Source organism: Clostridium sp. MCC345, from assembly GCF_018785345.1.
GTDB classification, from domain to species: Bacteria; Bacillota; Clostridia; order Lachnospirales; family Anaerotignaceae; genus Anaerotignum_A; species Anaerotignum_A faecicola.
This window is the reverse complement of sequence record NZ_WQPP01000018.1, coordinates 15,801-27,311: the sequence shown is the minus strand read 5'-3', so window position 1 is coordinate 27,311 and position 11,511 is coordinate 15,801. Positions and strand designations below refer to the sequence as shown.

The 11,511-nt window shown below is 44.7% G+C and carries 22 protein-coding genes; all 22 read left to right on the top strand.

Translation table 11 applies throughout. The features are described 5' to 3' along the window. The first annotated feature begins 621 nt into the window (after window positions 1–621). The 22 genes from rpsJ (at window position 622) to secY (ending at window position 11,449) form a co-directional block, all read left to right on the top strand. The gene (gene rpsJ, locus GPK49_RS05625; protein ID WP_016407831.1) at window positions 622–936 is read left to right on the top strand and encodes a 30S ribosomal protein S10; all 315 of its coding nucleotides are present in this window, start codon (window positions 622–624) and stop codon (window positions 934–936) included. Window positions 937–1,128: 192 nt separating this feature from the next. Next, window positions 1,129–1,758: a 50S ribosomal protein L3 gene (gene rplC, locus GPK49_RS05620; protein WP_016407830.1), complete on the top strand. Its 630-nt coding sequence runs from the start codon at window positions 1,129–1,131 to the stop codon at window positions 1,756–1,758. 27 nt (window positions 1,759–1,785) lie between these two features. Then, complete coding sequence (gene rplD / locus GPK49_RS05615; RefSeq protein WP_016407829.1) at window positions 1,786–2,406, top strand: 50S ribosomal protein L4; 621 nt, start codon at window positions 1,786–1,788, stop codon at window positions 2,404–2,406. Then, the gene (gene rplW / locus GPK49_RS05610) at window positions 2,406–2,705 is read left to right on the top strand and encodes a 50S ribosomal protein L23 (RefSeq protein ID WP_016407828.1); all 300 of its coding nucleotides are present in this window, start codon (window positions 2,406–2,408) and stop codon (window positions 2,703–2,705) included. Before rplD ends, rplW begins: the two co-directional genes overlap by 1 nt. Before the next feature lie 174 nt (window positions 2,706–2,879). Continuing rightward, the gene (rplB, locus tag GPK49_RS05605; protein ID WP_215676985.1) at window positions 2,880–3,710 is read left to right on the top strand and encodes a 50S ribosomal protein L2; all 831 of its coding nucleotides are present in this window, start codon (window positions 2,880–2,882) and stop codon (window positions 3,708–3,710) included. Window positions 3,711–3,771: 61 nt separating this feature from the next. Next, window positions 3,772–4,056 carry a 30S ribosomal protein S19 gene (rpsS, locus tag GPK49_RS05600; protein WP_016407826.1) on the top strand — a complete coding sequence of 95 codons (285 nt, stop codon included), beginning with the start codon at window positions 3,772–3,774 and terminating at the stop codon, window positions 4,054–4,056. A gap of 30 nt (window positions 4,057–4,086) precedes the next feature. After that, window positions 4,087–4,476, top strand: a complete 390-nt coding sequence (rplV, locus tag GPK49_RS05595) for a 50S ribosomal protein L22 (RefSeq protein ID WP_016407825.1) — start codon at window positions 4,087–4,089, stop codon at window positions 4,474–4,476. An 11-nt stretch (window positions 4,477–4,487) separates the two neighbouring features. Further along, window positions 4,488–5,132 carry a 30S ribosomal protein S3 gene (gene rpsC, locus GPK49_RS05590; protein WP_016407824.1) on the top strand — a complete coding sequence of 215 codons (645 nt, stop codon included), beginning with the start codon at window positions 4,488–4,490 and terminating at the stop codon, window positions 5,130–5,132. A gap of 17 nt (window positions 5,133–5,149) precedes the next feature. Next, a complete protein-coding gene (gene rplP / locus GPK49_RS05585) occupies window positions 5,150–5,587 on the top strand; it encodes a 50S ribosomal protein L16 (protein WP_016407823.1) in 438 nt (145 codons plus the stop codon). Next, window positions 5,584–5,793: a 50S ribosomal protein L29 gene (rpmC, locus tag GPK49_RS05580; protein WP_016407822.1), complete on the top strand. Its 210-nt coding sequence runs from the start codon at window positions 5,584–5,586 to the stop codon at window positions 5,791–5,793. Before rplP ends, rpmC begins: the two co-directional genes overlap by 4 nt. A 31-nt stretch (window positions 5,794–5,824) precedes the next feature. Continuing rightward, on the top strand, window positions 5,825–6,082 hold the full coding sequence (gene rpsQ / locus GPK49_RS05575; protein WP_174707770.1) for a 30S ribosomal protein S17: 258 nt from the start codon (window positions 5,825–5,827) through the stop codon (window positions 6,080–6,082). Window positions 6,083–6,107: 25 nt separating this feature from the next. Next, window positions 6,108–6,476, top strand: a complete 369-nt coding sequence (gene rplN / locus GPK49_RS05570; RefSeq protein ID WP_016407820.1) for a 50S ribosomal protein L14 — start codon at window positions 6,108–6,110, stop codon at window positions 6,474–6,476. A 24-nt stretch (window positions 6,477–6,500) separates the two neighbouring features. After that, entirely contained in the window at window positions 6,501–6,803 is a 303-nt protein-coding gene (gene rplX, locus GPK49_RS05565; protein ID WP_016407819.1) for a 50S ribosomal protein L24, read from the top strand. A 27-nt stretch (window positions 6,804–6,830) separates the two neighbouring features. Continuing rightward, window positions 6,831–7,370 carry a 50S ribosomal protein L5 gene (rplE, locus tag GPK49_RS05560; RefSeq protein WP_016407818.1) on the top strand — a complete coding sequence of 180 codons (540 nt, stop codon included), beginning with the start codon at window positions 6,831–6,833 and terminating at the stop codon, window positions 7,368–7,370. Between the two features lie 13 nt (window positions 7,371–7,383). Then, window positions 7,384–7,569, top strand: coding sequence for a type Z 30S ribosomal protein S14 (locus GPK49_RS05555; RefSeq protein ID WP_016407817.1), 186 nt, complete (start codon window positions 7,384–7,386; stop codon window positions 7,567–7,569). 19 nt (window positions 7,570–7,588) lie between these two features. Then, complete coding sequence (gene rpsH / locus GPK49_RS05550) at window positions 7,589–7,990, top strand: 30S ribosomal protein S8 (RefSeq protein ID WP_016407816.1); 402 nt, start codon at window positions 7,589–7,591, stop codon at window positions 7,988–7,990. A gap of 31 nt (window positions 7,991–8,021) precedes the next feature. Then, window positions 8,022–8,564 carry a 50S ribosomal protein L6 gene (rplF, locus tag GPK49_RS05545; protein ID WP_016407815.1) on the top strand — a complete coding sequence of 181 codons (543 nt, stop codon included), beginning with the start codon at window positions 8,022–8,024 and terminating at the stop codon, window positions 8,562–8,564. 73 nt (window positions 8,565–8,637) lie between these two features. Further along, window positions 8,638–9,006, top strand: coding sequence for a 50S ribosomal protein L18 (gene rplR / locus GPK49_RS05540; RefSeq protein ID WP_016407814.1), 369 nt, complete (start codon window positions 8,638–8,640; stop codon window positions 9,004–9,006). Between the two features lie 18 nt (window positions 9,007–9,024). Then, window positions 9,025–9,528: a 30S ribosomal protein S5 gene (rpsE, locus tag GPK49_RS05535; RefSeq protein ID WP_016407813.1), complete on the top strand. Its 504-nt coding sequence runs from the start codon at window positions 9,025–9,027 to the stop codon at window positions 9,526–9,528. Window positions 9,529–9,542: 14 nt separating this feature from the next. Continuing rightward, window positions 9,543–9,722, top strand: coding sequence for a 50S ribosomal protein L30 (gene rpmD / locus GPK49_RS05530; protein WP_016407812.1), 180 nt, complete (start codon window positions 9,543–9,545; stop codon window positions 9,720–9,722). Window positions 9,723–9,739: 17 nt separating this feature from the next. Beyond that, the gene (rplO, locus tag GPK49_RS05525) at window positions 9,740–10,180 is read left to right on the top strand and encodes a 50S ribosomal protein L15 (RefSeq protein WP_016407811.1); all 441 of its coding nucleotides are present in this window, start codon (window positions 9,740–9,742) and stop codon (window positions 10,178–10,180) included. After that, complete coding sequence (gene secY / locus GPK49_RS05520; RefSeq protein WP_016407810.1) at window positions 10,181–11,449, top strand: preprotein translocase subunit SecY; 1,269 nt, start codon at window positions 10,181–10,183, stop codon at window positions 11,447–11,449. Window positions 11,450–11,511: the final 62 nt, after the last annotated feature.

Here is an 11,511-nt window from a genome sequence, read left to right as displayed (position 1 = left end):
CGTTGGCGATCTGAAGCAGATCCTGCCTAAACTGGCTGACGCTGTAAGAAAATACAAAGCAGCAAAAGCAAACAGCTAATTAAAACCGATTGGTTTTGAAATAAGCGAATGAAGGGCTCTCCGAAAGGAGAGTCCTTTTTTATCCGGAAACGGAGAAGGGAAATGTTTTTGACAGAAAGACAGATAGGTATTTGGAGGCGGATTTGTTTTGTCGAAGGATAGGTCTGTTGATTTTCGAGAAAAAAGCATTGTGCAATTTGTTTAAAAAATAATGGAAAGATGGCTTGTTTTTTTATCGGAAATCAAAGAAAAATTCTGAAAAAATGCAAAAAAACACTTGCAATCCCTGTCTTTATGCCTTATAATAATAGCTGTTGTGACATAGAGTGTTGATACGGAAGGTTGCCGAAGCCGATGAATCAAGGGCTTACGGGTTTTTCCGAGGAGCGATGTCCAGTTCAAAGAAACCGGGCGACAAGGTCACTGTACTGAATATTTTGGGTTTGACTTACCGACAGGGTAAGTTTGCGTATCTGACGTTGCTGGATACACCCGGATGAGTGTGCAGTCACCACTTGTCGTGCTGAAATCAAAAAGTACGAAAAGGAGGGGACTTTTTTTATGGCTAATCCCAAAATCAGAATCAGTCTCAAAGCTTACGATCACAAACTGATCGACCAGTCTGCAGCGCAGATCATTGAAACAGCAAAGAAAACAGGTGCACAGATCAGCGGCCCTATCCCTCTTCCCACAAAGAAGGAAGTTGTAACAATCATCAGAGCGGTGCATAAATACAAAGACTCTCGTGAACAGTTCGAAATGAGAACTCACAAGAGACTGATTGACATTCTTAGCCCTACACCCAAGACAGCAGACGCGCTGAGCCGTCTGGATCTGCCCGCAGGCGTAGACATTACTCTGAAAGTGATGAAATAATCAACGCTATCCCACACAGCAACGAGCGAAGGTTATTTTTAAACTTTATAAAGAAAACATCCAAAAAAGCTGGTTTATATAAGATAGATAGGTAACAGGAAGTTACAACTCTTATATGACTAGAATGATTACCTGACGAAGACAAAGACTTCCGAAGGCAATCCGCTGTAGAAAATTAGGAGGTGCAACGAAATGAAAAAGGCGATCATCGCTAAGAAAATTGGTATGACACAGGTTTTCACAGAAAACGGTGCGCTGGTACCAGTTACAGTTCTTGAAGCAGGCCCCTGCGTTGTTATCCAGAAGAAAACAATGGAAAACGACGGCTATGAAGCAATTCAGGTTGGCTTTGCTGATGCAAAGGAAAAGAAAGTAACAAAGCCCATGAAGGGCCATTTCACAAAAGCAGGCGTAGCTGCTAAGAAATATGTGAAAGAATTCAAATTGGAAGATGCAGCAAACTATGAGGTTGGCGCAGAAATCAAAGCTGATGTGTTCGCAGCAGGCGACAAGGTTGACGCAAGCGGCGTTTCCAAAGGTAAAGGTTTCCAGAGTACAATTAAGAGATACAATGCATCCAGAGGGCCTATGGGTCACGGTTCCAAATCTCACAGAGTAGTAGGTTCCATGGGTTCTTCCGCTTACCCCAGCCGTGTTAAAAAAGGCAAAAGAATGCCCGGTCACATGGGTAGCGCAAATGTAACTATCCAGAATCTTGAAATTGTACGTGCTGATGCAGAAAAGAACCTGCTGCTGATCAAGGGCGCAGTTCCCGGTCCTAAGGGTTCCGTTCTGGTAATCAAAGACAGCGTAAAGGCTTGATAAACTTTACGAAAGGAGGAAACTAACATGGCAAATGTTGCAGTATTAAATATGGCAGGCGCTCAGGTAGGCACAATCGAGCTGAATGACGCTATTTTCGGTATTGAAGCAAATGAACATGTGATGCACCTGGCTGTAGTACAGTATCTGGCAAACCAGAGACAGGGCACACAGAGCACAAAAACACGCGCTGAAGTTCGTGGCGGTGGTAGAAAACCTTACAGACAGAAAGGTACCGGCAGAGCAAGACAGGGCTCCATCCGTTCCCCTCAGTGGGTTGGCGGTGGCGTTGTATTCGCTCCCAAGCCCAGAGATTATTCCTTCAAGCTGAACAAGAAGGTGAAAAGACTGGCACTGCAGTCCGCACTTTCCACAAAGGTTGCGGAAGGCAAAATCATCGTTCTGGATGAGCTGACACTGTCTGAAGTAAAGACAAAAGAAATGGTGAAGGTTCTGGGCAACATCAAATGCGACAACGCATTGATCGTTATGGACGGCTCCAACGAAAACGTAATGCTGTCCGCTAGAAATATTCCCACAGTTAAGACAGCTTCCGTAAACACAATCAATGTTTACGACCTGCTGAAATACAACAATCTGGTTGTAACAAAAGAAGCAGTAGAAAAAATCCAGGAGGTGTACGCATAATGGCTGATCTGAAATTTTACGACGTAATCGAAAGACCCGTAATCACAGAAAACAGTATGTCTGTACTGGATGAAAAGAAATATACTTTCATCGTACACCCTGAAGCAACAAAAGCTCAGATTAAAGATGCTGTTGAAAAAATGTTCGAAGGCGCTAAGGTAGCTTCTGTAAACACAATGAACTACGATGGCAAGCCTAAAAGAAGAGGTATGTTCTTCGGCAAAACAAAGAAATATAAAAAAGCAGTTGTGAAACTGACAGCTGACAGCAAAGATATTGAAATTTTTATGGGCATGTAAGCGATAAAAGCACTGAGAACCAAGCATTTATCAGTCGAACGGTATGAGTAAAATGTGAAGCATTTTACGAATAACGAGCTTTCGAGCAACCATATAAAATTTTTAAGTGTAAACTTGCAAAACACACGGAAACGTGTAGACGATATAAAAATCCGAAAGGAGTGGAAACAAGAGATGGCAATTAAGAGATATAAACCCTATACACCATCCAGAAGACACATGACTGTGTCCGCATTCGATGAAATTACAAAATCCACGCCCGAAAAATCTCTGGTAGTACACCTGAGAAAGAATTCCGGCAGAAACAACCAGGGTAAGCTGACAGTACGTCACCACGGCGGCGGCGCAAAGATCAAATACAGACTGGTTGACTTTAAACGTAACAAAGACGGCGTACCTGCAATTGTTAAGGCGATTGAATACGATCCCAACAGAACAGCAAACATCGCTCTGATTGTTTATGCAGACGGCGTAAAATCCTATATTCTGGCTCCTGCAGGTCTGAAGGTTGGCGATCATCTGATGAACGGCCCCGAAGCAGAAGTTAAGCTGGGCAACACACTGCCCATGAGCAAAATCCCCGTTGGTGCTTCCATCCACAACATCGAAATGAAGCCCGGCAAAGGCGGTCAGCTGGTACGTTCCGCAGGGAATGTTGGTCAGCTGATGGCAAAAGAAGGCAAATATGCAACAGTTAAGCTGCCTTCCGGCGAAATGAGACTGCTGCCTATCGAATGCAGAGCAACAATCGGTCAGATTGGTAATGCAGACCACGAGCTGGTTCACATCGGTAAAGCCGGCAGAAAACGTCACATGGGCGTTAGACCTACAGTAAGAGGTTCCGTAATGAACCCTAACGATCACCCTCACGGCGGTGGTGAAGGTAGAGCACCTATCGGTCGTCCTGCTCCTATGACACCTTGGGGCAAGCCTGCAATGGGTTACAAGACAAGAAACAAACACAAAGCTTCCAACAAGTATATTGTTCGCCGCAGAAACGGCTAATAGATCCGAATGTGCCTAAGGCAGCTTAGGCACGAACAGAAAAAATAAGGAGGATTCATCAATGAGCAGATCTTTGAAAAAAGGACCTTTCGCTGACGATCATCTGCTGAAGAAGATCGATGCTATGAACGCAGCAGGCGAAAAGAACGTAATCAAAACATGGTCTCGTCGTTCTACAATCTACCCCGATATGATCGGTCACACAATCGCAGTTTATGACGGCAGAAAGCACGTGCCTGTATATATCACAGAAGACATGGTAGGCCACAAACTGGGCGAATTTGCACTGACAAGAACTTACAGAGGTCATGGCAAAGACGCAGAAAAGAAATCTAGAGTTCGCTAATTTATCCGATAACGAAAGGAGGTTTCGTTCATGGCAAAAGGTCATAGAAGCCAAATCAAAAAAGAAAGAAACATTGCAACACAGGAAAAAAGACCTCATGCTACTGCTAAATACGTAGGCATCCCCGCTCCCAAGGCGAAAATCGTTCTGGATCAGATTAAAGGCAAGGATGTTGCTACAGCAGCAGCAATGTTGAACTATAGCCCCAGACTGGCAGCAGAAATCATCGGTAAAGTACTGAAATCCGCTGTAGCTAACGCAGAAAACAACCTGGGTATGGACGTAAGCAAACTGTATGTGGAAGAAGTAAGTGCAGATCAGGGCCCTACAATGAAGAGAATTCGCCCCAGAGCACAGGGCAGAGCATATCGCATTCTGAAGAGATCTTGCCATATTTCCATCATTCTCAATGAGAGATAAGGAGGTACGAAATGGGACAGAAGGTTAACCCTCATGGTTTAAGAGTAGGTATCATCAAAGATTGGGATGCAAAATGGTATGCAGAAAAAGACTTTGCTGATAACCTGGTAGAAGACGTTAAAATCAGAAAATTCATCAAAAAGAGACTGTACGATGCAGGCATTTCCAAGATTACAATCGAAAGAACAGCCGGCAGAGTAAAGATCAGCGTATACACAGCAAAACCCGGTATTGTTATCGGTAAGAACGGTGCATCCATCGAAGCACTGAAGGCTGAGCTGCAGAAAATGACAGCACAGAAGGTTGCTGTAAACATCGAAGAAGTAAAGAGACCCGAACTGGATGCACAGCTGGTAGCTGAAAACATTGCACTGCAGCTGGAAAACCGTGTGACATTCCGTCGTGCGATGAAGCAGGCAATGGGCAGAACAATGAAGTTCGGCGCAAAGGGTATCAAGACAATGGTAAGCGGTCGTCTGGGTGGCGCAGATATCGCGCGTGGCGAATCCTACCACGAAGGTACAATTCCCCTTCAGACACTGAGAGCTGACATCGACTATGGCTTTGCTGAAGCAGATACAACATACGGCAAACTGGGCGTAAAGGTTTGGATCTACAAAGGCGAAGTACTTCCTGTAAAGAATAATAAAAAGTAAGGAGGCGCTAAAGAATCATGTTAATGCCTAAAAGAGTAAAACATCGTAAACAGCAGAGAGGCAAAATGAGAGGCCGTGCATATAGAGGCAACAAAGTAACATACGGCGATTTCGGTATTATGGCGATGGAACCCACATGGATCACATCCAACCAGATCGAAGCAGCACGAGTTGCTATGACAAGACATATCAAACGTGGCGGTGACGTTTGGATCAAAGTATTCCCTGACAAACCCGTATCCGCAAAACCTATCGGTACTCGTATGGGTTCCGGTAAAGGCGCACCTGAATACTGGGTTGCAGTAGTAAAACCCGGCAGAGTAATGTTCGAAATCGGTGGCGTAGAAGAAGATAAGGCAAGAGAAGCGCTGAGACTGGCAATTCACAAACTGCCTATCAAGTGCAAAATCGTATCTAAAGCAGAAGCAGAAGAAATGGCAGGTGAACATCAGTGAAAACAAAAGGTTATGTAAATGAATTGATGGGTAAAACTGCAGATGAATTACAGAAGGACCTTGTTTCCGCGAAGAAAGAGCTGTTCAACCTGAGATTCCAGAACGCAACAAACCAGCTGGACAATACAGCGAGAATCAAGGAAGTTCGTAAGAACATCGCAAGAATCCAGACAATCATCACAAAGAAAGCAAGAGAAGTAAAATAATAGATATTCCGTTCGTTGAAAGGAGGAAATCATCGTGGAAAGAAATCTTCGTAAAACCAGAATTGGTAGAGTAGTTAGCGACAAGATGGACAAAACAATCGTTGTTGCTGTTGAAGATAAAGTAAAACACCCTCTGTATGGCAAAATCGTTAACAGAACATACAAACTGAAAGCTCATGACGAAAACAACGAATGCGGTATCGGCGATCGTGTTAAAGTTATGGAAACAAGACCTCTGTCCAAGGACAAGAGATGGAGACTTGTAAGCATCATCGAAAAAGCAAAATAATCCTTTTTGGAGAGGAGGACGAAATATGGTTCAGCAGGAAACCAGATTAAAAGTAGCAGATAACTCCGGGGCGAAAGAACTTCTGTGCATCAGAGTTCTGGGCGGCTCCACAAGAAGATATGCAGGCGTGGGCGACATCATTGTTGCTGCGGTTAAAGACGCAACACCCGGCGGCGTTGTAAAAAAAGGTGATGTAGTAAAGGCTGTTGTAGTAAGAACAGTTCATCCCGTAGGCAGAGCAGACGGCAGCTACATCAAATTCGACGAAAACGCAGCTGTAATTATCAAAGACGACAAAAACCCCAGAGGTACTCGTATCTTTGGGCCCGTTGCAAGAGAGCTGAGAGAAAAGCAGTTCATGAAGATTCTTTCTCTGGCTCCCGAAGTACTGTAATAGGAGGTGCGACAGGTGGCTAATATGAAACTGAAAACCGGTGACAAGGTAGTTGTTATTGCCGGTAAGGATAAAGGCAAAGAAGGCAAGATTGTTGCTGTAGATAAAAAGAACAACCGCGTAATGGTTGAAGGCGTGAACATGGTTTCCAAACACACAAAACCCAACGCACAGAACCAGCAGGGCGGCATCATCAAGAAGGAAAACTTCATTCATGCTTCCAACGTAATGTACCTGCATAACGGCAAGGCTACAAGACTGGGCGCTATGATCAAAGATGGTAAAAAGGTAAGAGTAGCAAAGAAAACAGGCGAAGTAATCGACTAATAAATACCTGGTGAAAGGAGGCAAACAATGAGCAGATTAAAAGACTTCTATGAAGCACAGATCGTTCCTGAAATGACTAAGAAATTTTCTTATACAAATAAACTGGCTGTTCCCAAACTGGAAAAGATCATCATCAACATGGGCGTTGGCGAAGCAAGAGAAAACGCTAAGGTTCTGGATGGCGCTGTAAGAGATATGAGCATTATCTCCGGTCAGAAACCTGTAGTAACAAAGGCAAAAAAATCCATCGCGAACTTCAAGCTGCGTGAAGGTATGAACATTGGCTGCAAGGTTACTCTGAGAGGCGACAGAATGTATGAATTCACAGACAGACTGGTAAACATCGCACTGCCTCGTGTACGTGACTTCCGTGGCGTAAAAGCAAACAGCTTTGACGGCAGAGGTAACTACACAATGGGTATCAAAGAACAGCTGATCTTCCCTGAAATCGAATATGATAAAGTAGACAAGATCAGAGGCATGGACATCGTTTTTGTTACAACAGCAAAAACAGATGAAGAAGCAAGAGAACTGCTGAGACTGTTCGGTATGCCATTCGCTAAATAAGGGAGGGACAAAGATGGCTAAAAAATCTATGAAAGTTAAGCAGCAGAGAGCGCCTAAGTTCTCTACAAGAGCTTATACACGTTGCAGAGTTTGCGGCAGACCCCACTCTGTACTGAAAAAATATGGAATTTGCCGTATTTGCTTCCGTGAACTGGCATACAAAGGTCAGATTCCCGGCGTAAAGAAAGCAAGCTGGTAATTGAAAGGAGGAATTCACAATGTCTATGAGCGACCCTATCGCAGATATGCTGACAAGAATCAGAAATGCTAATACTGCAAAACACGATACAGTAGATGTTCCTTCTTCCAAAATGAAGAAAGCAATCGCTGACATCCTGGTAGCAGAAGGTTACGTAAAAGGTTACGAAGTAATCGAAGACGGTATCAAATCCACACTGCGCATCAGCCTGAAATATGGTGAAGACAAAAACGTAAAAGTAATCACAGGTCTGAAGAGAATTTCCAAACCCGGCCTGAGAGTATTCGCTGGCAAAGACGAGCTGCCTAAAGTTCTGGGTGGTCTGGGCACAGCAATTATTTCCACAGACAAAGGCCTGATGACAGACAAAGCTGCAAGAAAAGCTGGTCTGGGCGGCGAAGTTATCGCTTTCATCTGGTAAGATAGAGACAGAATTATAGGAGGTGCAGACCATGTCCAGAATCGGTAAATTGCCCGTAGTGGTACCCGCTGGCGTAGAAGTTAAGATTGGCGAAGGCAATCTGCTGACAGTGAAAGGCCCTAAAGGTACACTGGAAAGAAAATTATCCGCAGACATGAACATCGCAATGGAAGACGGTCAGATCGTAGTTACAAGACCCAGCGATCTGAAGAAGCATAGAGCATTACACGGCCTGACAAGAACACTGATCCACAACATGATTGTTGGTGTTACAGAAGGCTATGAAAAAACACTGGAAATCAACGGTGTAGGTTACAGAGCAGCAAAATCCGGTAAGAAGCTGACACTGACACTGGGTTATTCTCACCCTGTAGAAATGGAAGATCCCGCAGGCATCGAATCCATTGTTGAGGGTACAAACAAAATCATCGTTAAGGGTATTGATAAAGAAAAAGTAGGTCAGTTTGCAGCCGAAATCAGAACAAAAAGACCTCCCGAACCTTACAAAGGCAAAGGTATCAAATACGCTGACGAACACATCAGACGTAAAGTTGGTAAGACCGGTAAGAAATAATCTGCGCACGGCGGCGTAAGGTATATTTATATCGGAAAGTGACTAATTTTTGAAGAAACGGAGTGAATTTGCTATGATCAATAAGCCCAATCGTGCTGCGGCTCGTGTGAAAAGACACTACAGAATCCGCAACCATGTAAAAGGCACAGCTGCCAGACCTAGACTGGCAGTATTCAGATCCAATAAACACATGTATGCGCAGATCATTGATGACGTTGCGCAGCATACACTGGTTGCAGCATCCACAATGGAAGCTGAAATCGCAAGCAAGGTTGAATACACAAACACAGTAGCAGCTGCTGCTGCAGTAGGTGAAGCTGTTGCAAAGAAAGCAATCGAAAAAGGCATCACTGAAGTAGTATTCGACAGAGGCGGTTTTGTATACCAGGGTAAGGTTCAGGCACTGGCAGAAGCAGCTAGAGAAGCTGGCCTGAAATTCTAAGGCAAGGAGGAAAGTAAGTTGAAAAGAATCGATCCAAGCACTTTAGATCTGAAAGATAAAGTAGTTACCATCAACCGTGTATCCAAGACGGTAAAAGGTGGTCGTACAATGAGATTCTCTGCTCTGGTTGTTGTTGGCGACGGCAATGGCCATGTAGGCTGCGGTATGGGTAAGGCAGCTGAAATTCCCGATGCAATCCGCAAAGGGAAAGAAGCAGCGATGAAAAATATCATCAAAGTAGAAATGAACGATGTAGACAGCATCTACCACGGCGTTACAGGTGAATACGGCAGTGCAAGCGTACTGCTGATGCCCGCTCCCGAAGGTACTGGTATCATCGCCGGCGGTCCCGCGCGTGCGGTTCTGGAACTGGCTGGTATCCGTAACATCAGAACAAAATCCCTGGGCTCCAACAACAAACGTAACGTTGTAAGCGCAACCATCGAAGGTCTGTCCAGAGCGACAACACCCGAAGCTGTTGCGAAACTGCGTGGCATTTCTGTTGAAGAACTCTTAGGTTAAGGAGGATTAGACAGATGGCTGAAATTAAAATCACATTGGTGAAATCCACAATCGGTGCAATTCCCAAACATAAAAGAACAGTTCAGGCGCTGGGTCTGAACAAAACAAACAGTAGTGTAATTCAGCAGGACAATGCGGCAATCAGAGGTATGCTCCATCAGATTAGCCACCTTGTTAAAGTTGAAGAAGTTTGATTTTAGGAGGTGCCCAAATGAACTTATGCGAACTGAGACCCGCTGAAGGCTCCAGAGGTAAAAACTGGAGACGCGGCAGAGGTCATGCAACAGGCAATGGCAAAACAGCCGGCAGAGGCCATAAAGGTGCCGGTCAGCGTTCCGGTACAAGCGGCAAATGCGGCTTTGAAGGCGGCCAGATGCCTCTGTACAGAAGACTTCCTAAGAGAGGCTTCACATGCAGAAACAGCAAAGAAATTGTTGCAATCAACGTTTCCATGCTGAACGTATTTGATAATGATACAGTAGTAGACATTGATGCTTTGAGAAACGTTGGTCTGATCAGCAATCCCAGAGATGGCGTGAAGATCCTTGGCGAAGGCGATCTGGAAAGAAAGCTGACAGTTAAGGTTAACTACTTCAGCAAAACAGCTCAGGAAAAAATTGAAGCGGCCGGCGGCAAAGCAGAGGTGATTTAATTGTTTAAGATTTTCGTTAACTCTTGGAAAACGAAAGAAATTAGAAACAAGATTCTGTACACACTGATGATTTTTGCAATTGTCAGACTGGGTACACAGATCGCCCTGCCCGGTATCGATACCGCAGGTGTAATAGCAGCGAGAGAAAACGCATCCATGGCGGGCACACTTTACAGTGTAATCGCCGGTGGTGCGAACTCCAGCTGGTCTATTTTTGCAATGGGTATCGGCCCCTACATCAACGCATCCATCATTATGCAGCTGTTGACGATTGCGATTCCCAAGTTCGAACAGCTTTCCAAGGAAGGTCCGGACGGACGAAAGAAGCTGCAGTCCTATAGCAGATATCTGACGGTTATTCTGGCGTTGATTCAGGGTATCGGTCTGACTTACACATACCATAACATGTATCTGGTGCATAGTCCTCTGGTTTATGTTGCATCTGTATTTTGTCTGGTATGCGGCTCCACATTTGTTATGTGGTTGGCGGAGCAGATTACTGCAAGCGGAATCGGCAACGGTTCCTCTATGATCATCTTCATCAACATCGTTTCCAACCTGCCTACAGGCGCAGCAACGATGTACTACCTGATTTCCGGCAGCGGTGCAGCAGGTGCGGCGAAGGTAGCAGCAATTCTGTTGATTTTGATTGTTGTTCTTGCTTTCATTGTTTGTGTAAACACCGGTGAAAGAAGACTGCCTGTGCAGTATTCCTCCAAGATGGTAGGCAGAAAACAGGCAAGCGGCAGAAGTACAAACATGCCTATCAAGGTAAATACTTCCGGCGTTATTTCCATCATCTTTGCAATCTCTTTGCTGCAGTTCCCGCAGCAGATTGGAATGTTTATCCCCAATAAGGGCGCAACATTCACAAAGGTGACAGATGTTTTGAATATGACACACCCTATTGGTGCGATTATTTATATTATCCTGATTTTCTTCTTCACATATTTCTACACATCCATCGTAATCAATCCAAACGAAATTGCGATGAACATGAAGAAGAACGGTGGTTTCATCCCCGGTATCAGACCCGGTCAGCCCACAAGCGCTTACATTACAAGAGTCGTAAACAGAGTAACACTGGTTGGTGCAGTCTGCTATGCGGTTCTGGCGATGGTGCCTGTTGTTCTGCAGTGGATCTTTAAGGTAAATGTAGGCTTCGGTGGTACAACACTGATCATCGTTGTTGGTGTTTGCCTGGATATCGTAAAAGCACTGGAAAGCCAGCTGCTGATGCGCCACTATAAAGGTTTTTTGAATGACTGATAACAATCGCTTGGGAAATGCTTTCGGGCATTTCCCGAGGGGTTGTTTTGTGCTATGAAGGA

What these genes read in the sequence shown, in the direction of transcription:
- rpsJ (WP_016407831.1), top strand. Translation starts at nt 622, where the DNA reads ATGGCTAATCCCAAAATCAGAATCAGTCTCAAAGCTTACGATCACAAA.
- rplC (WP_016407830.1), top strand. Translation starts at nt 1,129, where the DNA reads ATGAAAAAGGCGATCATCGCTAAGAAAATTGGTATGACACAGGTTTTC.
- rplD (WP_016407829.1), top strand. Translation starts at nt 1,786, where the DNA reads ATGGCAAATGTTGCAGTATTAAATATGGCAGGCGCTCAGGTAGGCACA.
- rplW (WP_016407828.1), top strand. Translation starts at nt 2,406, where the DNA reads ATGGCTGATCTGAAATTTTACGACGTAATCGAAAGACCCGTAATCACA.
- rplB (WP_215676985.1), top strand. Translation starts at nt 2,880, where the DNA reads ATGGCAATTAAGAGATATAAACCCTATACACCATCCAGAAGACACATG.
- rpsS (WP_016407826.1), top strand. Translation starts at nt 3,772, where the DNA reads ATGAGCAGATCTTTGAAAAAAGGACCTTTCGCTGACGATCATCTGCTG.
- rplV (WP_016407825.1), top strand. Translation starts at nt 4,087, where the DNA reads ATGGCAAAAGGTCATAGAAGCCAAATCAAAAAAGAAAGAAACATTGCA.
- rpsC (WP_016407824.1), top strand. Translation starts at nt 4,488, where the DNA reads ATGGGACAGAAGGTTAACCCTCATGGTTTAAGAGTAGGTATCATCAAA.
- rplP (WP_016407823.1), top strand. Translation starts at nt 5,150, where the DNA reads ATGTTAATGCCTAAAAGAGTAAAACATCGTAAACAGCAGAGAGGCAAA.
- rplN (WP_016407820.1), top strand. Translation starts at nt 6,108, where the DNA reads ATGGTTCAGCAGGAAACCAGATTAAAAGTAGCAGATAACTCCGGGGCG.
- rplX (WP_016407819.1), top strand. Translation starts at nt 6,501, where the DNA reads ATGAAACTGAAAACCGGTGACAAGGTAGTTGTTATTGCCGGTAAGGAT.
- rplE (WP_016407818.1), top strand. Translation starts at nt 6,831, where the DNA reads ATGAGCAGATTAAAAGACTTCTATGAAGCACAGATCGTTCCTGAAATG.
- GPK49_RS05555 (WP_016407817.1), top strand. Translation starts at nt 7,384, where the DNA reads ATGGCTAAAAAATCTATGAAAGTTAAGCAGCAGAGAGCGCCTAAGTTC.
- rpsH (WP_016407816.1), top strand. Translation starts at nt 7,589, where the DNA reads ATGTCTATGAGCGACCCTATCGCAGATATGCTGACAAGAATCAGAAAT.
- rplF (WP_016407815.1), top strand. Translation starts at nt 8,022, where the DNA reads ATGTCCAGAATCGGTAAATTGCCCGTAGTGGTACCCGCTGGCGTAGAA.
- rplR (WP_016407814.1), top strand. Translation starts at nt 8,638, where the DNA reads ATGATCAATAAGCCCAATCGTGCTGCGGCTCGTGTGAAAAGACACTAC.
- rpmD (WP_016407812.1), top strand. Translation starts at nt 9,543, where the DNA reads ATGGCTGAAATTAAAATCACATTGGTGAAATCCACAATCGGTGCAATT.
- rplO (WP_016407811.1), top strand. Translation starts at nt 9,740, where the DNA reads ATGAACTTATGCGAACTGAGACCCGCTGAAGGCTCCAGAGGTAAAAAC.